We start from the raw sequence: 20,262 nt of genomic DNA on the forward strand, positions 1-20,262 counted from the left end.
CCGGGCGCTTATTGCTAAATGGTTATCCAACCGGGGTAGAAGTAAGTGATGCCATGGTACATGGTGGACCTTATCCTGCGACTTCAGATGCACGTGGTACCTCGGTAGGTACATTGGCGATTGACCGTTATTTACGTCCAGTGTGCTATCAGAACTATCCGCAAAGTTTATTACCGGAAGCATTGCGGGATGAAAATCCGCTAAAACTTCTGAGACTGGTAAACGGTGAAATGACCCGAGATTCAATCTAAGAACGATAAAAGAGACCTCGTAGGGGTCTCTTTTTATTTACCACTTTTACTTTTGGTTTTTTAAGAGGGCAGTTTTATTTATTTTGGAATAAACTTGATATCTGTCGGCAAACCCCTCTGTAAAGCAATTTGCGTTGGAGTTAATTTACCTGTATTTAGATCTCGTTTAAACTGACTTATGGTATTACTAAATACGTTGGCTACAATTAAATAATGTCCTGATGCATCAATAGCAAATGCTCTTGTTTTCATGACCCCGATTGCATAACGATCAACCAAGGCTAATCTTCCTGTTTCTTGATTAACCGCGTATGCCACAATCTCATTACTTTTACGACGATTTCCTGCATATAAAAAATGTTGATCTGGAGAGAAAATTAAACCTGCTCCTCGTTTAAAGGATGCATCCATCTGGTCAGTTAAATTTTCTTGTTGAGCTGTTTCATATTTGCCATTCACTTTTTTTAAAACAATTATTTGCGCTCCCATTTCCGTTATGGCATAAGCATAATCACCATTTTTGCTAAAAATGAGATGACGAGGACCACTTGCTGCAGGGAAAGGTAAATCTAACTGTTTTGCTTTTTTTAAGGGTTGTTTGGATTTTGGAATATATTCATAAGCCCGAATAAGATCGCTCCCTAAATCGGTTAAGTAAACCGTCTTTTTATCAGGACTAAATATAATGGAATATGCATGTCCATCTGCTTGTCGATCAGGTTATGCATTGCTTCCTTTTAAGAAGAAGATATTCTGTACAGCTTTTCCTATTGAGCCATCTGCCCGGATTGTAAAAACTGAAATGCCTGCATGCCCAGGTCGAGCAGAGTAATTGGCTACAAACAAAAATTGGTTATCCGGAGAAGTCTCAGCATGTGTGAGCTGTTGTCCCAGACTATTTACAGCATTTAAAAACTTTAAATTTCCTTCTTTATCAATTTTAAATGTCGATACCTTACCGAAAATATTGCCATTGTCTTCATTAGTTGCATAAGATATTGGTGATTTTTAGCAAAGACTAACCAGGATAGATTAGTGATTTGAATATGATTCAAAGGTAATAAAGTGCTATCTGGATTCAAACGAACCTTATAAATCCCATAGCTGGGAAAAGCAGGCTTTAAAGTATCTAATCCATCTGGAGCACCTTCTGTCCATGTGCCTACGAAAAATTCTTGGGCTTGCTCTAATTGGGTTTGAATCAAAAAAGAGACCCCTACGAGGTCTCTTTTATCGTTCTTAGATTGAATCTCGGGTCATTTCACCGTTTACCAGTCTCAGAAGTTTTAGCGGATTTTCATCCCGCAATGCTTCCGGTAATAAACTTTGCGGATAGTTCTGATAGCACACTGGACGTAAATAACGGTCAATCGCCAATGTACCTACCGAGGTACCACGTGCATCTGAAGTCGCAGGATAAGGTCCACCATGTACCATGGCATCACTTACTTCTACCCCGGTTGGATAACCATTTAGCAATAAGCGCCCGGCTTTTTCTTCCAATACCGGTACCACATCTGCAAAGACGCCTAAATCTTCCTCATCTGCAATCAGGGAAGCCGTCAACTGGCCATTCATGCTGCCCAGTGCCTGGATCAGTTGTGCATGATCTTCAACTTCAATCACAATAGTTGTCGGACCAAAGATTTCTTCTTGTAGCAATTGATCGCTTGCGAGTAATAGCTCAACATCGGCTTTAAACAGTTGAGGTTGAGCTTGGTCGCCTTGTTGAGCTTGACCCGCTAAATGTTCAATGCCTTGATGTTTGGTTAAATGCTCCAGACCTGAGACATAGCTTTTTAATGTGCCTGCATTCAACATGGTTTGCGCAGTTTTGGCATTCATGATTTCAGTCAGTTGAACAATCAGCTGTGTATATTCTGGCGATTTAATTCCGAGAATCAGACCAGGATTGGTACAGAACTGACCACAGCCCATGACTACCGAATCTGCCAAATCCTGTGCAATCTGCGAACCACGACTTTTTAATGCGGCAGGCAGCATAAGCATCGGATTAATACTGCTCATCTCAGCAAATACTGGAATGGGTTGTGGACGTGCAGCTGCCATATCACAAAGTGCTCGACCACCCTTCAATGATCCGGTAAAACCGACCGCCTGGATCAGCGGGTGTTTCACTAAGGTTTCGCCCACGCCATTGCCATAGACCATGTTAAATACGCCTTTGGGCATATTGGTTTTCTCGACAGCACGTTCAATGGCTTGAGCGACCTGGTCAGCTGTTGCCATATGACCGCTGTGTGCTTTCACCACAACTGGACAACCTGCCGCTAAAGCTGAGGCGGTATCACCACCTGCTGTTGAGAATGCCAGCGGAAAGTTACTTGCACCAAAGACTGCAATTGGCCCTACACCGATTTTAATCTGACGTAAATCTACACGAGGCATCGGCTTGCGATCAGGCAAGGCGGTATCAATACGGGCACCCAGGAAATCACCCCGACGTAATACCTTAGCAAATAGACGCATTTGGCCACTGGTACGTCCCCGTTCACCTTGTAAACGTGCAAGGGGTAAGGCAGTTTCCTGAGAAATAATATTCAGGAAATCCTCACCAAGCGCATCCAGTTCATCTGCAATCGCTTCTAAAAACAGAGCGCGCTGTTCAGGGGATGTATGGCGATAGCTTTTAAAAGCCTGGCTGGCTGCTTCACAAGCCTGATTCACTTCTTGCTCTGTGGCTTGATGAAATTCATAAGCCAATGCTTCACCTGTCGTTGCATTAAAGCTTTGCAGCAACTTGCTCCCTTGTGCGCTGCGTGAGCCAGCAATAAAGTTTTGTCCAATATTGTTCATCTAATTTTTCCTAAGTTTCTATTAGTGAGAATGTCTCGGCAGGTTCTTCTCATTTATAACGCGCATGTATAAAGTTGCAGGTTCTAGACAACCACCTGTAGATAATTGTCCCACCATATTGCGATATATTTCTTGCCAAGGAGTTTGAGAAGCAGGGAGGATCGGTTTCCATTGTTTACGACGATGTTCTAATTCTTCATCTGAAATAAGAACATTGACAGAGCGTTTATTTAAATCAATTCTTAAACGATCATTTGTTTTTAGTAATGCAATCCCCCCACCCACGGCAGATTCAGGCGACATATTTAAAATAGAAGGACTCGCTGACGTACCACTTTGACGCCCATCTCCTAAACAAGGTAAAGAATCGATGCCTCTTTTAATTAACTCGACCGGAGGAGCCATATTGACGACTTCTGCGCTACCCGGATAACCCACTGTGCCCGCACCACGAATCACTAAAATACAATGTTCATCAATATTAAGTTCAGGATCATTAATACGTGCATGATAATCTTCAGGACCTTCAAAAACGATCGCTCGAGCTTCGAAACTATTTTCTTCCTCAGGATTAGATAAATAGGTTTTTCTAAACGCTTCACCGACCACTGACATTTTCATAATGGCGCTATCAAAAAAATTACCGCTTAGTACAATAAAGCCTGCACCATGTTTAAGCGGTTCTTCATAAGAGTAAATGACATCTGAATTAGAGGTTTGGGACTGTTTAGCAATTTCTCCCATTGTTTTACCGCTGACTGATGCACAGTTTTCATGGAGTACACCTGCTTTTTGTAATTCATACATCACAGCTGGTACACCGCCTGCACGGTGAAAGCCTTCACCCAAATATTTTCCTGCAGGCATACAGTTCACAAGAAGTGGTACATCTTCGCCTACACGTTGCCAATCATCTAAAGTCAGCTCTATTCCCATATGACGTGCAATGGCGATTAAATGTGGAGGACAGTTACTTGAAGCACCTAAAGCAGAGGCAACTGCAATGGCATTTTCAAACGATTGCTTGGTCATGATTTTAGATGGTCGTAAGTCCTCAAGGACCATTTCGCAAATACGTTTACCTGTAATATAGGCCATTTGACCGCGCTCACGATAAGGTGCAGGAATACTGGCGCAGGTCGGTAAAGACATTCCCAATGCTTCAGCCAATGCATTCATGGAAAGTGCTGTACCCATGGTATTACAATGACCTACAGAAGGTGATGCAGAAGTGGTCATTTCCATAAACCCTTCATAATCAATTTCGCCAGATGCCAGTAGGTTACGTGCATGCCAGATGACTGTACCCGAACCAATCAAGTCACCTTTATAGTGACCATCGAGCATTGGTCCACCTGATAGAACAATGGCAGGTAAATCAGTGGTAGCTGCAGCCATTAAGCAAGCAGGCGTAGTTTTGTCGCAACCTGTCGTTAAAACTACTCCATCAAGAGGATATCCATGCAGAATTTCAACTAAACCTAAATACGCTAAGTTGCGGTCTAAAGCAGCAGTAGGGCGACGCGATTGTTCTGCAATCGGATGAACCGGGAATTCCATAGGAATACCACCTGCATCACGAATACCTGCTTTAACACGTTCCGCCAATTCTTTGTGATGACGGTTGCACGGGGTTAAATCGCTACCTGTTTGCGCAATACCAATGATGGGTCTACCAGATTGAAGCTCATCCCGTGTCAAACCATAATTCATATAGCGTTCAACATATAAAGCCGTCATATCTGCATGTTCTGGATCATCAAACCATTCCTGGCTACGTAAAAAAATCCGTTTACTTTGATCATTCATTTCCAGATCCTTACTTTAATATTATGCGAATGAGTAGTAGTTAAAATATTTATTAAATAGAAGTGTAGTGTTAAAACCCTAAAGGCTAAGATCAAAAAATACTATTACACCTATGGATAATATGTGAAATTTACAGTAATTCACGCTGCTTTAAATTACGAATTAATGAATTAATGCCAAAATTCCACGGATTTGCTTTGTCACTTGTAGTAACGGTGTTATAAAGCGTGCCTAATTTGGGCGTATGAATCCAAACCACATCACCAATTTTATGGGTAAAACCTGCACCAGATTTCTCACGATCTTTAGTGGGCGCAAATAATGTGCCTAAGAACAATACAAAACCATCTGGATATTGATGATTTTCATTCAAAGTTTGTTGGATCAAATCTTCAGGATCACGACTAATTTGAGACATTGAACTCAGTCCATTCAATATAAAACTATCTGTTCCCTTTATTTCTAGCTCAACATCACAAGAACGAACATCATCCAAATTAAAAGTTTCATCAAATAAACGGATAAAAGGACCAATTGCACAAGAGGCGTTATTATCTTTAGCTTTACTGAGTAAAAGAGCGCTACGACCTTCAAAATCTCGAAGATTAACGTCATTACCTAAAGTTGCACCTAAAATTTTGCCGCGGCTATTGGCCACAAGAACCACTTCAGGTTCTGGGTTATTCCATTCCGATTTTGGATGAATACCAATATTTTGACCTGACCCCACAGCGGCTAGAACAGGGGCTTTAGTGAAAATTTCTGCATCAATACCAATCCCCACTTCAAGATATTGAGACCACATATTTTGTTCGATTAAATATTTTTTTAGTTCAAGTGCTTTTTCAGATCCAGGTTGAATGGTTTTAAGGCTGTCACCAATAACACTTTGCACCACTGCACGAATATTTTGGGCTTTATGGGCATCCCCAGCCGCTTGTTCTTCAATTACGCGCTCAAGCATACTTGCGGCAAAAGTCACACCCGCTGCTTTAATCACTTGTAGATCAATAGGCGCTAAGAAATAAGCCTTGCTTTGATCTGGTTCAGCTCGAGTATTCGCAAAAATTTCATCAATAGATCCGACCAACTGCCCTTCAACTTTTGATAAAATTTGGGTAGGTTGATCAATTTCTAATAATTCTGAAACAGTGCTGAATTCAGATGAGATATCAAAAACTTGATCTCCTTTTAAAAGAACTGGTGAGGGGCCAGAAATCTTATTGGGTACCCAAGCACGACCAATCAAGCATCCTTCTGTACCGTCTAGAGGTAGTGAATTAGTCGAAGTCAGTGTGAATTTCATGTAAATCATCCTTGTTTTATTTAAAATTATGATAGGATTCTTAATCGATAAGTACCAATGATAATAATTTAGTTATCAATAACATTTAGTTATCGGAAAAGGATTTTTCAATGGCAGATTTGAGCTATTCGAGTTTAAATAATTGGTTTAAATACCGTCACTTAGTGCTGTTAGAAACCTTAGCAAGGACTAATAATATGCATTTAGCTGCTGAACAGATGAATTTAAGTCAACCCGCCATCAGTAAAATGCTGAAAGAAATTGAAAATTTATTGGGTTTTACTGTTTTTGAAAGATTACCTAGAAGTATGCCGGTAACAGCTTTAGGACAACATGTGATTCAATATGCGCAGCGCGTACTCAATGATGCAAAACACTTTGTTGAGGATATTGAAATGCTACGGTTAGGTGGATACGGTTTTCTAAAAGTTGGTGGAATTTTTGCTGCCACTGCGATGGTGATTCCTAATGCTATTATTGAAATAAAAAAACAATGGCCGCTACTTTCCATCGATGTAGTAGAACAGACCAGTGATCATTTGATGGAAATGCTCAGTGAGCATACTTTAGATTTAGCGATCGGACGTTTTACCCAAGCTACGCAAAGTCAATATTTTGATTTTCAAGCCTTGGGTCCAGAGCCTTTTTGTATTGTGGTCAACAATGAACATCCATGTGCACAACAGAAGTTTTGCCCATTAGAGCAATTATTGGAATGGCCCTGGGTGTTGTATCCGAAAGGTACGCCAATTCGAGAAAGAATGGAGGCGGCATTTGCACAGGCAAAAGTAAAAATTCCTTTAAATACAGTTAATACCATGTCTATGCAGACTTTCTTACAAATACTCAGTGGCGCACCGATGATTGCGATGTTGCCTGAGGCCATGGTGAATCATCAAGTAAAAGATGGCAAATTATGTATTATTGAAACTAATTTGATTTTAGATGCACAAGATTATGGAATATTGACCCGTAAAGGTGAACCGATTTCAGAAATTGCTCAAACCTTTATGGATATACTGCTTAAACATTCCAAAAAAAATGAAATTTAAGTGTTTAGAACAAGCATCACGCAGAGTTATGTAAAAACACACTGGCGTGATGCCACTTACAATAACGGACGCAGGCATAGAGACTTACTTTGCAGATCCGTACAAGTCTATTCAACGAGCCAGAAATGAAAATACGAATGGTCTGATCAGACAATATCTACCAAAATCCTCATCGTTTGATCATGTTTCAAAAGAGCGGATAGAACAGATAGAGACTGCTCTAAATAATCGTCCTAGAAAGACACTGGGCTGGTATACACCCAGTGATATTATGGCTAGTTTTTATACTGTTGCACTTGCCGCTTGAATCCGCCAATTGAAAAAGTCACAGCTAATCGATTGAAAACTCCGAGTTAACTGGTCTGGTTTTAATCGTTAACCTTGTTTTATTTTTCTCATGTTATTTTCCTTTTAACATAAGTAGTCCATACCGTAAATAATTTGTATTTACATTACATTAAGATATTTTAATGATGGAGAGGGCGGAATTAACCCTTAAATCGAGCCTCGCCTACACCCGTGATACCTAAACCATAAATCGCAAATACACTGCCTCGGAGTTGGTTGTCTCCGGGAAATCGTGGCAAGGGTGGTTGTGACATAGAGGTAACGAAAAGTACATCTAAATTTTTCCCACCAAACGCGAGACTAGTGACTTTTTTAACAGGCATTTCAATAATGCGATCAACTGTGCCATCAGGCGTGTAACGAATGAGTTGGCCTGAATAGACTTTGGCACTCCAGACATAACCTTCGCTATCGACGGTTGAGCCATCTGCGGAACCGCCATCTTGCATATCAATGCTGCAAAAAACCTGCTTGTTGGATAATCCTGCATCTGAATTGTCATAGTCATATGACCAAATTTCACCTTGCCAAGTATCTGCAAAATAAAATTTATCTCCACGAGGACTCCAACACACACCATTTGAGGTATTAATATTGTCTTCGAGTTTTTGAATGGAAAGATCTGTATTTAGACGATATAAAGACGCAGTTTTAGCTTCTTCCAAACGATTCATTGATCCAAAAACAAAACGCCCTTGACGATCTACGCCTCCGTCATTCAAACGGTTAAACGGCATATCTGGCTCAGGATTGACAATCAAATTTAAATCACCAGTGTCGAAATCTAAGCTATAAACACCATCTTCAAGTGCTACAATCGCGCCATTGTGATGTTCACGTAAGGCATATGATCCAATCTTTTGATAGGTTTCCCATGCTTTTAAGTTAGCACCGTTTTCATCACAGCAAAATAAACGACCGTCTACAATGTCGACCCAAAACAAGCTTTGACGAATCGGATCCCAAGTCGGGACTTCACCTAAACGTGTTTTGATATCTACAAATACTTTAATTTCCATTTATATTGTCCTGAAAAATACATCCATTTATTAAGGCAGTTGATTTTAATGAATAATCACGCATTTTTTTATTAAATTAAAACGGAATAGCGTTTATTACCAATGATTAAAAATCACTATTTGATAAGTAAGGGTTATTGGCAAGAGATTATAGAGATATACACATAAAAAAATAGTATACGAATGAATCATATACATCATAAATCGCTAGAGAAATCTGAATAGAATTAATAATTGATATTAAAAAGTTATCGATATTTAGGAATAATTCATTGGTAATTATTGATCTTCCTGCTTAATTTGGCTTTAACGGCGATTGGATTCGTCAAAGTAAATAAATAGCGGGAAGGAGCACCCATGAATATCCTGATTACTGGCGGTACTGGTTTTATTGGCAAGCAAATCGCAATTAAAATTTTAGAATTAGGTACAATCTCATTCGACGGTCAAGCTGCTCAAACGATTGATAAGGTTATATTGTTTGATGCATTTGCAGGTGAAGAGCTTCCGCAAGACCCTAAAATCCAAGTGATTACTGGCGACATAACTGATAAGAGTTTAGTAGAGAAAATCACAGAAAATATCGATGTGGTTTGGCATTTGGCGGCTGTCGTAAGTTCCGCAGCTGAAGCTGATTTTGATTTAGGTATGAATGTTAATTTATACGGACTACTGACTTTACTTGAAGCTTTGAGAAAACATGGCTCAAAACCACGGGTTATTTTCGCCAGTGGCTGTGCGGTATTTGGGGGAGAATTACCAGACGTAGTCACAGATCAAACTGTAGTGACCCCTAAATCTTCATACGGGATGCAAAAAGCCATAGGTGAATTACTGGTATCAGATTATTCACGTAAAGGTTTTATTGATGGGCGTGTATTACGACTTCCGACGATTGTTGTTCGCCCGGGTAAACCAAATAAAGCAGCATCTACATTCTTTAGTTCGATTATTCGTGAACCGCTAAAAGGCGAATCTGCTATCTGCCCAGTTCAAGCAGATACGCCAGTATTTATTACCTCACCACGTCGTTGTGTTGAATCAATGATTCAGGCAGCAACGCTTTCCCCAAATCAATTAGCGGATAATCGAATTATTCCCTTACCCGGTTTAACCGTGACTGTTCAGCAAATGCTGGACGCATTGGAAAAAGTTGCAGGGAAATCCGCAGTAGATTTGGTGCAATGGCAAGAAGACAAAACCATTCAACGCATTGTGCAAAGCTGGCCTGTGCAAGTCAAAGCAGAATATGCCGAATCGCTCGGATTTAAAGCAGATGAAAATTTTGAAAGTATTATTCAGGCTCATATTGAAGACACCCAGAAATAATGGCTGAGATAGCTGACTAAAGTGAGACAATATTATGGAAGATATTAAACCGATATCTGCTTTGGAAGAGCAGACCGTTAAACGTATTTCAAAAAGAATTATTCCTTTTTTAATTATTTTATTTGTAATGGCATTTTTAGACAGAACCAATATTGGTTTTGCTGCCTTACATATGAATGAGGCGATAGGAATCACTCAAACTATTTTTGGTTTGGGTGCGGGTATTTTTTTCTTGGGGTATTTTATTGCAGAAGTACCTAGTAATATTTTGCTTCATCGTTTCGGTGCCCGTATTTGGATTGCACGGATCATGATTACTTGGGGAATTATTGCTGCATTGATGGGTTTTATTCAAACTGGAACCCAGTTTATTGTTTTACGGTTTCTATTAGGTATTGCAGAAGCTGGCTTTTTCCCAGGTGTGATCTTCTATCTTACATTATGGTTTCCTGTACGCTACCGTGCACGTGTGTTCGCAATGTTTTATTTAGGGTTGCCAATTGCGCAAATTATTGGTGCACCTGTTTCAGTAGGATTAATGCAATGGGGCAATACCATTGGTTATGAAGGCTGGCGTTTGATGTATATTCTAGAAGGCATTCCATCCATTATTCTAGGCATTGTTTGTCTTAAATATTTAACCAATACGCCTAAAGAAGCTCAGTGGCTAACAGGTGAGCAGCGCACATGGTTAATGAATACTTTGGAAAAAGAAGAAAGTGAAAAAGCGAAATCTGCTGATGCAAATTTGAGTAAAAGTGCGGTTATTAAACAGGTATTTAAAAATCCCTTGGTTTGGATCATGGCACTGGTTTATTTCGGTATTACCTCAGGCTCAAATGCGATGTTCTTTTTCTTACCGAGCGTTTTAGAATCCTTTCGTAATACTTTTGGAATGGAAATCAGCTTAATTCAAAATGGTATGTTAACGGCTATCCCGTATGCATTTGCTGCAGTAGGCATGATCTTATGGAGTCGCCGTTCTGATCGTAAACAAGAGCGTTATTGGCATGGTGCAAGTGCAGCATTGATGGCCGCAATTGCGATCGCCATTGCACTGATTGTGAATCAACCTTGGGCAATTATTGTGGGCTTTATCTTCTTAGCCATTGGTGTATTTAGTGCCATTAACATTTTCTGGACTTTACCGGGTCAAACCCTAACAGGTGTCGGTGCTGCTGCAGGGATTGGACTGATCAACTCTGTGGGTAATTTAAGTGGTTTTACTGGACCTTATTTAACAGGCTATCTTTATACCACGACAGGTAATTATACCGTTGCCTTTATGGTCATAGCAGGCTTTGTTGCAATGGGTGGGCTTGGTTTAATTTTATTGGCAAAGTTAAAGTCGGATTCGCTGAAGAAAGAGTCAGGTGTTCTGCATAAGAATATAGTCTCGGAGTTAAAATAATGGCGAATATTGGCTTTGTCGGTACGGGAATTATGGGTTCACCAATGGTGGCGAACCTACTCAAAGCGGGTCATCAAGTCCAAGTTTGGAACAGAACGCCAGCTAAACTTAGTGATTTAGTCAAGCTGGGTGCCACAGCTTGCCAGGAGTTAAATCAAGTTGCCGTAGATGTGGAGTTCCTGATTTGTATGCTCAGTGATGGACAGACCTGCAATGAGGTTTTGTTTCAAGACCAAGGTGCGGTCGCCAAATTAAAACAAGGCGCTACAGTCATTGTTATGAGTTCTATTCCGGTAGAAACGGCAAAGGCGCAAAATGAAAAATGTCAGTCACTGGGCTTTAAGTATTTGGATGCACCTGTGTCAGGGGGAGAAAAAGGCGCAATTCATGCCAATCTCGCCATTATGGTCGGTGGAGAAGAAGCGGTCTTTGAACAGGCAAAATCAATTTTTTCTGCCATGGGTCGACCTGTTTTAGTCGGTGGCGCAGGCTGTGGTGAACTCGCAAAGCTGGTCAATCAAATGATTGTGGCAAGTACGATTGCAACTGTTGCGGAAGGATTGTTACTTGCCCAACAAGGTGGGGCTGATCCTCATAAAGTGAAGCAAGCATTAACGGGTGGATTTGCTGACTCTCCTATTTTGCAACAACATGGCGAACGTATGTTGAATCAAAACTTTAAACCAGGAGGTGCAGCGAGTACTCAGCTTAAAGATACTAATACCGCCATGGCTTATGCGCATAAATTGGATTTGAAATTGCCAGTTGCTCAATTAGTTGATCAACTTTTTACCAACATGGTAAATCAGGGAGATGGTGCCTTAGATCATTCAGGATTAATTCTTGAATTAAAAAGGATTAATCATTTAGAAACCTAATAATAAATATTAGTAAATTATTCACTATTTTTTCCATCATACTGGCTTTAAAACAGCCAGTATTTTTTATTTAAATTATGTGAAATTTACACTTTAGAATATTCGTATTTATCTTTCTAGTTACTCATATTTCCAATTAAATTTTATTTAAAATTAATCATTTATATATTTTAAGCGAATATTGATAACATTTAGTTATTCCCTGGTGGGAAAATATAATTGGAATTAATTAATCGATAAGTCTATCTTTTCTAAAAATTCCAAGGGCAAAACCCTTCGCTTAAAAGATTCATACAAGATTTAAAACTGAAATTAAAAATGGATTAATCCACCCACATTAAGTGGGTAGATGTATAGGGAAATAAGATGAGTTTAAAGAAAGTACATCGACATTCGTGGGTGTCGCTGATCGTCTGTTGGTTAATTTGGCTGATTATTGCATACGATCGTGAGTTAATATTCCGTGCAGCTATTATGATCTGTGAGGAATTTTCACTCACTCCTACAGAATGGGGCTATACTATTGCTGTAATTACGGTTTCACTGGCATTATTGAGTATTCCGGTAAGTGCATATTGTGATTTTAAAGCGCCAGGCTGGAAACGTGCAATTTTTCAATGGCCCTTAATTATCGGTTTCACTTTTCTTTCTTTGCTATCAGGCATTATGTCTTTTAGTAATACTTTCTACAAATTTGTTATCTTAAGAATATTGGTTTCAATGGGCTGTGGTGCAGCTGAGCCAATTGGAGTAAGTAATACTGCTGAATGGTGGCCAAAAGAGCATCGTGGATTTGCAATAGGTGCTCACCATGCAGGTTATCCAGTGGGTGCAATGCTTAGTGGTGTTGTTATGGCATCCATTATTTATTATTTCGGACCTGAAAATTGGCGCTATGCTTTCTATCTAGGCATTATCATTTCAGTACCAGTCCTCACATTTTGGGTAATTTACTCAACTAGACAGCGTTATGATGAATTTCATGACTCGTGTATTGAGCATGGATTTACACCTCCTACAGAAAATGCACCAATAGAAGCTCAATCTGAGAATAAAAAACAAGCTAAAAAAGGATTACTCAAAAAAACCTTAAAATCTCGCGGTATTTTATTTACTGCAGGAAGTACATTAATCACACACATTGTATATCTTGGATTTCTCACCATCTTTCCTGCCTATCTCTACAATATTGTAGGTTTAAATCTCGCAGAAGCTGCTGGTTTAAGCGCAGTATTTACCATTACAGGAATTATGGGGCAAATTTTTTGGCCATCTTTATCAGACAAAATTGGTCGACGTAAAACTTTGATTCTTTGTGGTATTTGGATGGCAGTGGGGATACTAAGTTTCTGTTTAACTCAAGGTGTCACTTCAGTCATTATTATTCAATTAATTTTTGGTTTCTCTGCTAATGCGATTTGGCCTATCTACTATGCAACTGCATCAGATTATGCAGAGCAAGATGCAATGGGCACAGCGAATAGTATTATTACTGTAGCACTTTATGTTGGAGGAGCCATTGCACCAATTTTAATGGGGTCTTTATTGACAAATTTTGGTGGTTGGCATAATGCAACAGGTTATACACTTTGCTTTATTTTGATGTCCGCGTGTGCGCTGATTGGGGTATTACTGCAAGTGATCCTAGGGTATCTGGATAAAAAAGATCATTTAAAACCAGTTTAATAATGAAACAATTCAATCTATTTCGATGGCATTCTCCCGTTGATCATTAGAGTATGGAATTATAATGAGTTTAAAAGTCCTGTGTATTCCATTGGACTAGGTTTCCAGACTGTAGATGGTAATTATGATTTTTCCTTAATTACAGGTATTCCGGCGCGGTATTTTATTGACTGGACACAAGGTCTGTTCAATAAACAGGATGAGGATTCATATTATCTGAATATGAAATATAAGCTCGATGCTGTTGTTGCGGGTCTCGATATTGGTTATCGCTATATTTATGGTGAAAACTTTAAGACGGCAGGCAAAGACAACCGTGAAATTAAGCGGGATATTGTCTTAAATTACACTGTTCAGTAACAACCGCTGAAAGGTTTAGGCTTTCAGTTGCTCTATATTAATTATGATACTGAAGTTGGTAAGGATTATGATGAAGTCCGATTTCTGACCAAGTACAATTTTAAATTTTGATTTATATATTTAGGGGTTGTTGAAATTTTCTGTGCAAAAAGAATAGACGAAATTTGTCTAAGAGAGTGGAGGCTATTCAGTACCACCTTTGGGTTATCCAGAATTATTCAATTGACACGAAGTAAACACAGCATCAACGGGTTGTTAAGGTGATACCCAAAGATGGTATGTGCATTTCGACTAAATAGTTTTCGAGTATAGGAATTACAATGGTCACAATTAGAGGGATAATGAGCTGCCCTCTGTTCTACTTGTTTAACCAATGATGGGTTTCTGATTTTTGCTAGATTTCTTTTCGGCCGATTAGATCTATGGATGTGGTAGATATCAGCTAGCTATACTTTTAACTGTCTGGGTAATGCTTTTCTCTCATCTATAACCAGGCTATATTCTTTTACATAATAGAATCCTAATCTTGTTTACAATAACCCACATACTCCAATAATACCAAGCTCAGCCATGCGATAACATACCTTATGACATAGTTGAATGCTGCTTCTAATCCACTGTACTTGTGAATACTTTTAGATTCAATAAAAGCAATTCTGAGAGATATTATTAGCATATAGGTCTCTAAAAACTAGCGCAATTCTGACATGAGAATAGTTTTATCAATGGCGCTATAGGTATCATTATTAAATAGTTTTTAAATATAAAGTCAGTATTTTGGGTTATATAGGTCATGTCCGTACTTTTGGTTATTTTATATACATGGACTATGTTACTACATCAAAATTTAGCTGTTACCACATCAAAACCTGTAATATGTTTTTCCTGTTACCACATCAAAATGTAAATGTTAGTTATAGTTTATATGTATAAGTCTTTTAAGATTATTTAGGGTTATAAAATTTGCAAGTTTCTGCTAAAGATTTCCCAGATTTGAAATATACATGAATGGGTAAAAATATGGCATAAATCAAAAATAAACCCTCCCATTTGCCGTGGTAACTTCTGTTCAGCTTGGGATACCGAAGACAGTTATGAATCTGTAGAAGAATATATCTTCAAGAAAGTGTCGTACATTGACCGCTTATTTTTAGAATGTGATTCTGAACGTGCAGTTGGTTTTGAGCTATATGAAGCAACAGATAACTCTAAAAATGCAATGCAGGTGTATTTGGACTGGGAGTTCGGTTTAGTCGATCGATTAAAAAGATGCAATGCCTGGTTTTTTGTTGTCTAGGACTTTTTTAATTTTGAAAAGATTCGGCACAGTTTTAATTGTGCCTGAAACTTCGAAATAAGTAACTAGTTCTAATCCTTATATAAATTTGAAAAGAATATACTTAGATTGATGTTAATAAAGCGCAAGTAAAAATTAATTAGGAGAAATTATTCCTATTCTTTTTATTGAAATTATTCTATTGCCTAAAAAGAATATTTAGAGGTATTAAGAATAAAATAACTTATAAAAGTTACTAAACTTAAGTTCATCTAAAATTTACTTCATAATTCTATTTATAAATAATATTTAATAAATTCAATAACTTATATTAATTAAATTCATTATTTTGACTTGATAAGTTCATGAACCTACCTAATTATCCTAGTTTTACAAAGTTGTCCTCAGATCATTAGGATGATTATCTTTTATTTTGGAAACGATATTCGCTGGGTGGCAAATCAAACCATCGTTTAAAGGCACGGCGGAAATTTGCGCTGTCGTGATAATTTAATAAGGTTGCAATTGCATCGACAGACAAATCACTTTCGAGCAAATAGCTGCTGGCTTGTCTGGACAGAATTGAGTCTCGAATTTCTCTAAAACTGGTGCCATCTTGTGCCAGTTTACGTGCTAGTGTGCGTTTGCTCATAAATAAAGCCGCTGCAATCTGCTCTTCATTTAGCTCATGTAAGGAACTCGACAGCATCATCTTTTGAATATCATAAATATAACTTTGCGGTGCAGCTTTCAACTGTTGCAGCATGCTTTCACATTGGCGCATCGCCAGCATATAATTGTCTTGATTGGCTGATGCATTGGGAATGTTACAGAGGCTTAGAGGAAACTCGACTTTGATCTCATCCGATGAAAAAAAATAGCTTCCCGATAAATAGTCCGCATAATCCTGGCTGTAATGTGGCTCTTGATGTGCAAAAAAGATTTTTGCTTCATCCATTGCGCGTCCCACAATAAATTCGGCACATTCATACAAAATCACGGCACAAGTTTCAGCAAGGATCCGATGGACCTGCTCAGAGAGCTGAATATCAAAATGCAGCGCAATATTGACTGAGTCTTGCGTATATTCAAGGCTTAAACGCGCGAAACTGATGCGTGTCGGGATAAATTCCTTAAAGGCTTTTAAAGCCATCAACAGGTTCGGACTACTGTTGACCAGAAAACCCATTGCACCATGTGTCGTTGGCGTGAGCCGTTTACCCAGACGCAAACCAAAATCAGCATGTTCCGATAAAGCCACGCTGTTCTGTAAAATCTGCACCAATTGCCTGGCGGTCAGTAAGGTTTCATCCTGCAGCAATTGTTCAGTACTGAGCTGGGTAAATTGTAATAATTGCGGCAGTTCACGAATATTTAATCCCAACTCTCGACCAATCATCCGGGCATAAGTGGAGGGAATATTGGCAGTCTCTAAATTTTCATTCATCAATGCATTGATTTTTATGGCTTCCACGTTGACATCCTGTCGTGTCGATTTTATTGATTAAATCCAATTTTTTTGGTTTTATTTTTCCCCTGTCTTTTTATGACCCCATCTTGTCAAAAAATGACCTCCTTATGCAGTGTTTATAACATTAGATTGTATTTATCCGAACGAAAACCGATGAATAGCAAGCCAATCACCCTGTGAAGGAGAACATAAATGGGAACGATTACTTTTGTTGAGCATGATGGTACAGAGCATTCAGCTGACTTAGAAGCGGGAAAATCACTGATGCAGATAGCCATCGATCACGGCATTCCAAGCATTGATGCCGATTGTGGTGGTGAATGCGCCTGTGGTACCTGTCATGTGATTTTAGATGCGAAATGGATTGCACAAGTCGGCACAGCTTCAGCGAGTGAGCTGCAAATGCTTGATCTTACCCCAGAAAAAACCACCACATCCCGTTTGGCCTGCCAAGTACAGGTGTCAGACGACATGAATGGCATGCGTGTGCAGCTGCCTGAATATCAAATGTAAAACCTCAGGATTGTATTAGGTCTCCGTGCAATCAGTTCACATCGATATCGAAAATAAAAATAGGCAAGAACAACATGACCCAGTTTGAAGCGGTATTAAATAAAGTCAAAAATGAAGCATCCAATCGACTTTCGCCATTGATTCCGATGGATATGCAAGTCAAAGGCGTGCACCTGTTTAAACGCACTAAACGTCTTATTACGCAAAAGGACTATTTCCCGGAATTTGTGGAACAGCCCATCCCGGATGTATCGACTGTTGATCTCAAGGACATTGATTTAAGTAATCCATTTTTGTTTAGACAGCATCAATGGAATGCCTATTCCAAACGTCTGCGTGACGAATGCCCAGTGCATTATCAGGCCAACAGTCCATTTGGCCCATTTTGGTCAGTCACCCGTTATAAAGATATTGTGTTTGTCGATAAAAACTATGAGCTGTTTTCGGCAGAGCCGCTGATTTTAATTGGCACCGCACCGATTGATGTCGAAACTTTTATTGCCATGGACCCTCCGAAACATGATGAACGCCGTAAAGCGGTTCAGGACGTTGTAGCACCGAAAAATTTAAAAGAAATGGAATCGTTGATTCGTGAGCGAACTTCTGAAGTTTTAGATAGCTTGCCGATTGGGCAGCCCTTTGATTGGGTACACACCGTTTCAATTGAACTCACGGCACGAATGCTGGCGACCTTACTGGATTTCCCCTACGAAGACCGTTTAAAACTGGTGTATTGGTCAGATCTGTTTTCGTCTTCGCCACAAAGTACTGGCGGTGATAAGGACTTGGATGAATCCTTTGTCGGTGTCGCGGATATGGCCAAACATTTTGTTGCACTTTGGCATGACAAGGCTGCACGTCTAGCAGCAGGCGAAACCGCCGGTTTTGACCTGATCACCTTAATGCAAAGCAGTGATGCCACACGTGATCTGATCAAACGTCCGATGGAATATTTGGGCAATTTGGCGCTGTTGATTGTCGGTGGCAATGACACGACCCGTAATTCAATGAGTGGCGGTGTGCTGGCATTGCATCAATTCCCTGAACAATTTGCCAAGCTGAAAGAAAATCCAAGCCTGATTCCCAACATGGTCTCTGAAATTATTCGCTGGCAAACCCCATTGGCGTATATGCGCCGTGTGGCGAAACAAGATGTGATGCTGAATGGTCAGTTCATTCGTGAAGGCGACAAAGTGGTGATGTGGTATGCCTCGGGCAACCTCGATGAACGCGCGATTGACCGTCCAGAGGAATTTATCATCGACCGTAAAGATGCCCGTAATCATTTGTCGTTTGGCTTTGGCGTGCATCGTTGTATGGGTAACCGTTTAGCCGAGATGCAGCTGCGTATTTTATGGGAAGAAATTTTAAATCGTTTTGACCGTTTAGAAGTGGTTGCTGAACCGGAGATTGTGCAGTCCAACTTTGTCCGTGGCTATTCAAAATTGATGGTTAAGCTTACCGCTAAAACTTCAGCATGAAACTGACTGAGCATTGAAAAAGAGGGCATGTGATGCAAAAACTGAAAACAGTGATTATCGGTGCAAGTCATGCAGCGGCGCAGCTGAGTGTCAGCCTGCGTCAAGAGGGTTGGGACGGTGAGATTATTATGATCGGGGATGAACCGCATTTACCCTATCATCGACCGCCGTTGTCGAAGACCTTTTTATCTGGTGATAAAAGTATTCAGGACTTGCTGATCCGCCCAGCTGCATTTTATGCAAAACAGCAGATTCAGTTTATACATAGCCATGTGGTGTCCATAGACCGTGAACGGAAAATCTTAGATCTTGCCGATGGCTCACAGATTTCTTATGACAAATTGGCACTCTGTACAGGGGCACGGGTCAGAAAACTCGACATAGAAGGCAGTGATCTTAAAGGGGTTTACTATGTGCGAAATGCAGCCGATATCGAAGCCATACAGCAGCATATTCAAAGCGCGAAACATGCGGTGATGATTGGCGGCGGTTATATTGGCCTAGAAACAGCGGCTTCATTGAGAAAACAGGGAATTCAGGTTTCTCTGTTGGAAACAGCATCACGAATCTTACAGCGTGTGACTGCACCAGAATTATCTGAATTTTATACCCGAGTTCATCAGGCACAAGGTGTGAGCATTTATCACAATATGACGATAACGCGTATTGTTGGAACAACACAGGTGGAAGGGGTTTTATGCGCAGATGGCAAAACGATTCCCGCAGATTTTGTGATTGTCGGGATAGGCGTGCAGCCGAATATTGAACTTGCACAGGCAGTAGGTATTGAAGTCGATAATGGCATAGGGATTGATGCCTATGGCCGAACCAATGACCCTGATATTGTGGCCGCAGGAGATTGTACCAGTCATTTTAACGTGCATTATCAACGCCAGCTTCGTTTGGAGTCTGTACCGAATGCCAATGAACAAGCCAAAGTTGCAGCAGCAACCTTCTGTGGCAAGTCCAAACCGTATAGCGCTTTACCTTGGTTTTGGTCAGATCAATATGACATCAAACTGCAAATTGCTGGCTTAAATCACGGCTATGACCAGCTGGTGATTCGAGGAGATTTGCAGAACAGCAATAGCTTTGCAGCGTTTTATTTTAAAAATAAGCAACTCATTGCTGCAGATTGCATCAATCGTCCTTTAGAATTTATGATCAGTAAAAAAATCATCAATGATAATATTCAGATTGATCCTGCTCAATTTGCCGATGAATCGATTGATCTGAAGCAACTGACACAATAGAA

The 20,262-nt window shown here is 39.8% G+C and carries 16 protein-coding genes and 3 pseudogenes; 12 read left to right on the forward strand and 7 right to left on the reverse strand.

The features are described 5' to 3' along the window. Positions 1–251: pseudogene (locus E0H81_RS12770) on the forward strand (aldehyde dehydrogenase (NADP(+))); the annotation flags it as partial. A 78-nt stretch (positions 252–329) separates the two neighbouring features. On the opposite strand, the pseudogene E0H81_RS12775 reads toward E0H81_RS12770, so the two are convergent. The 5 genes and pseudogenes from E0H81_RS12775 to E0H81_RS12800 all read right to left on the reverse strand — a co-directional run bounded on the left by E0H81_RS12775 (position 330) and on the right by E0H81_RS12800 (position 6,183). After that, positions 330–1,250, reverse strand: a pseudogene (locus E0H81_RS12775) (lactonase family protein). Then, positions 1,169–1,456: a hypothetical protein gene (locus E0H81_RS12785; RefSeq protein ID WP_131319417.1), complete on the reverse strand. Its 288-nt coding sequence runs from the start codon at positions 1,454–1,456 to the stop codon at positions 1,169–1,171. The pseudogene E0H81_RS12775 and the gene E0H81_RS12785 overlap by 82 nt, the downstream one beginning before the upstream one ends. Before the next feature lie 34 nt (positions 1,457–1,490). After that, positions 1,491–3,068, reverse strand: coding sequence for an aldehyde dehydrogenase (NADP(+)) (locus E0H81_RS12790; protein ID WP_131319419.1), 1,578 nt, complete (start codon positions 3,066–3,068; stop codon positions 1,491–1,493). A 21-nt stretch (positions 3,069–3,089) separates the two neighbouring features. Then, a complete protein-coding gene (locus tag E0H81_RS12795) occupies positions 3,090–4,877 on the reverse strand; it encodes an IlvD/Edd family dehydratase (protein ID WP_131319421.1) in 1,788 nt (595 codons plus the stop codon). A gap of 130 nt (positions 4,878–5,007) precedes the next feature. Continuing rightward, positions 5,008–6,183: a fumarylacetoacetate hydrolase family protein gene (locus tag E0H81_RS12800; protein WP_131319423.1), complete on the reverse strand. Its 1,176-nt coding sequence runs from the start codon at positions 6,181–6,183 to the stop codon at positions 5,008–5,010. A 110-nt stretch (positions 6,184–6,293) separates the two neighbouring features. On the opposite strand from E0H81_RS12800, the gene E0H81_RS12805 reads away from it, so the two are divergent. Together E0H81_RS12805 and E0H81_RS12810 are read left to right on the forward strand one after the other, a co-directional pair. Beyond that, positions 6,294–7,235 (forward strand): LysR family transcriptional regulator, encoded by a 942-nt coding sequence (locus E0H81_RS12805; RefSeq protein ID WP_131319425.1) that lies wholly within the window; start codon positions 6,294–6,296, stop codon positions 7,233–7,235. 61 nt (positions 7,236–7,296) lie between these two features. Then, positions 7,297–7,542: pseudogene (locus E0H81_RS12810) on the forward strand (IS30 family transposase); the annotation flags it as partial. 181 nt (positions 7,543–7,723) lie between these two features. Here the strand turns inward: E0H81_RS12810 and E0H81_RS12815 are convergent. After that, positions 7,724–8,602, reverse strand: a complete 879-nt coding sequence (locus E0H81_RS12815; protein ID WP_131319427.1) for an SMP-30/gluconolactonase/LRE family protein — start codon at positions 8,600–8,602, stop codon at positions 7,724–7,726. A gap of 357 nt (positions 8,603–8,959) precedes the next feature. Here E0H81_RS12815 and denD point away from each other — a divergent pair, with 357 nt between their 5' ends. From denD to E0H81_RS15950, 6 genes are all read left to right on the forward strand, one after another. Continuing rightward, positions 8,960–9,931: a D-erythronate dehydrogenase gene (denD, locus tag E0H81_RS12820; protein ID WP_131319429.1), complete on the forward strand. Its 972-nt coding sequence runs from the start codon at positions 8,960–8,962 to the stop codon at positions 9,929–9,931. 34 nt (positions 9,932–9,965) lie between these two features. Further along, positions 9,966–11,342, forward strand: a complete 1,377-nt coding sequence (locus E0H81_RS12825) for an MFS transporter (protein ID WP_131319431.1) — start codon at positions 9,966–9,968, stop codon at positions 11,340–11,342. Continuing rightward, a complete protein-coding gene (locus E0H81_RS12830; RefSeq protein ID WP_131319433.1) occupies positions 11,342–12,220 on the forward strand; it encodes an NAD(P)-dependent oxidoreductase in 879 nt (292 codons plus the stop codon). The genes E0H81_RS12825 and E0H81_RS12830 overlap by 1 nt, the downstream gene beginning before the upstream one ends. Before the next feature lie 366 nt (positions 12,221–12,586). Continuing rightward, positions 12,587–13,906, forward strand: coding sequence for an MFS transporter (locus E0H81_RS12835; RefSeq protein ID WP_131319435.1), 1,320 nt, complete (start codon positions 12,587–12,589; stop codon positions 13,904–13,906). A gap of 81 nt (positions 13,907–13,987) precedes the next feature. After that, complete coding sequence (locus E0H81_RS12840) at positions 13,988–14,266, forward strand: OprD family outer membrane porin (protein ID WP_165492625.1); 279 nt, start codon at positions 13,988–13,990, stop codon at positions 14,264–14,266. Positions 14,267–15,392: 1,126 nt separating this feature from the next. Beyond that, complete coding sequence (locus E0H81_RS15950; protein WP_165492624.1) at positions 15,393–15,563, forward strand: rhodanese-like domain-containing protein; 171 nt, start codon at positions 15,393–15,395, stop codon at positions 15,561–15,563. Positions 15,564–15,963: 400 nt separating this feature from the next. Here the strand turns inward: E0H81_RS15950 and cypR are convergent, their stop codons facing one another. Continuing rightward, on the reverse strand, positions 15,964–17,016 hold the full coding sequence (cypR, locus tag E0H81_RS12845) for a transcriptional regulator CypR (RefSeq protein WP_244926542.1): 1,053 nt from the start codon (positions 17,014–17,016) through the stop codon (positions 15,964–15,966). A 189-nt stretch (positions 17,017–17,205) separates the two neighbouring features. On the opposite strand from cypR, the gene E0H81_RS12850 reads away from it, so the two are divergent. The 3 genes from E0H81_RS12850 to E0H81_RS12860 all read left to right on the forward strand — a co-directional run bounded on the left by E0H81_RS12850 (position 17,206) and on the right by E0H81_RS12860 (position 20,260). Then, positions 17,206–17,526 carry a 2Fe-2S iron-sulfur cluster-binding protein gene (locus E0H81_RS12850; RefSeq protein ID WP_131319439.1) on the forward strand — a complete coding sequence of 107 codons (321 nt, stop codon included), beginning with the start codon at positions 17,206–17,208 and terminating at the stop codon, positions 17,524–17,526. Positions 17,527–17,600: 74 nt separating this feature from the next. Continuing rightward, on the forward strand, positions 17,601–19,007 hold the full coding sequence (locus tag E0H81_RS12855) for a cytochrome P450 (RefSeq protein WP_131319441.1): 1,407 nt from the start codon (positions 17,601–17,603) through the stop codon (positions 19,005–19,007). 32 nt (positions 19,008–19,039) lie between these two features. Then, entirely contained in the window at positions 19,040–20,260 is a 1,221-nt protein-coding gene (locus E0H81_RS12860; RefSeq protein ID WP_131319443.1) for an NAD(P)/FAD-dependent oxidoreductase, read from the forward strand. Positions 20,261–20,262 lie beyond the last annotated feature (2 nt).

The sequence above is a fragment of the Acinetobacter terrestris genome (assembly GCF_004331155.1).
GTDB lineage: Bacteria > Pseudomonadota > Gammaproteobacteria > Pseudomonadales > Moraxellaceae > Acinetobacter > Acinetobacter terrestris.

Coding starts and splice junctions, on each gene's coding strand:
- E0H81_RS12790 (WP_131319419.1), bottom strand. CDS start 3,068: ATGAACAATATTGGACAAAACTTTATTGCTGGCTCACGCAGCGCACAA.
- E0H81_RS12795 (WP_131319421.1), bottom strand. CDS start 4,877: ATGAATGATCAAAGTAAACGGATTTTTTTACGTAGCCAGGAATGGTTT.
- E0H81_RS12800 (WP_131319423.1), bottom strand. CDS start 6,183: ATGAAATTCACACTGACTTCGACTAATTCACTACCTCTAGACGGTACA.
- E0H81_RS12805 (WP_131319425.1), top strand. CDS start 6,294: ATGGCAGATTTGAGCTATTCGAGTTTAAATAATTGGTTTAAATACCGT.
- E0H81_RS12815 (WP_131319427.1), bottom strand. CDS start 8,602: ATGGAAATTAAAGTATTTGTAGATATCAAAACACGTTTAGGTGAAGTC.
- denD (WP_131319429.1), top strand. CDS start 8,960: ATGAATATCCTGATTACTGGCGGTACTGGTTTTATTGGCAAGCAAATC.
- E0H81_RS12825 (WP_131319431.1), top strand. CDS start 9,966: ATGGAAGATATTAAACCGATATCTGCTTTGGAAGAGCAGACCGTTAAA.
- E0H81_RS12830 (WP_131319433.1), top strand. CDS start 11,342: ATGGCGAATATTGGCTTTGTCGGTACGGGAATTATGGGTTCACCAATG.
- E0H81_RS12835 (WP_131319435.1), top strand. CDS start 12,587: ATGAGTTTAAAGAAAGTACATCGACATTCGTGGGTGTCGCTGATCGTC.
- E0H81_RS12850 (WP_131319439.1), top strand. CDS start 17,206: ATGGGAACGATTACTTTTGTTGAGCATGATGGTACAGAGCATTCAGCT.
- E0H81_RS12855 (WP_131319441.1), top strand. CDS start 17,601: ATGACCCAGTTTGAAGCGGTATTAAATAAAGTCAAAAATGAAGCATCC.
- E0H81_RS12860 (WP_131319443.1), top strand. CDS start 19,040: ATGCAAAAACTGAAAACAGTGATTATCGGTGCAAGTCATGCAGCGGCG.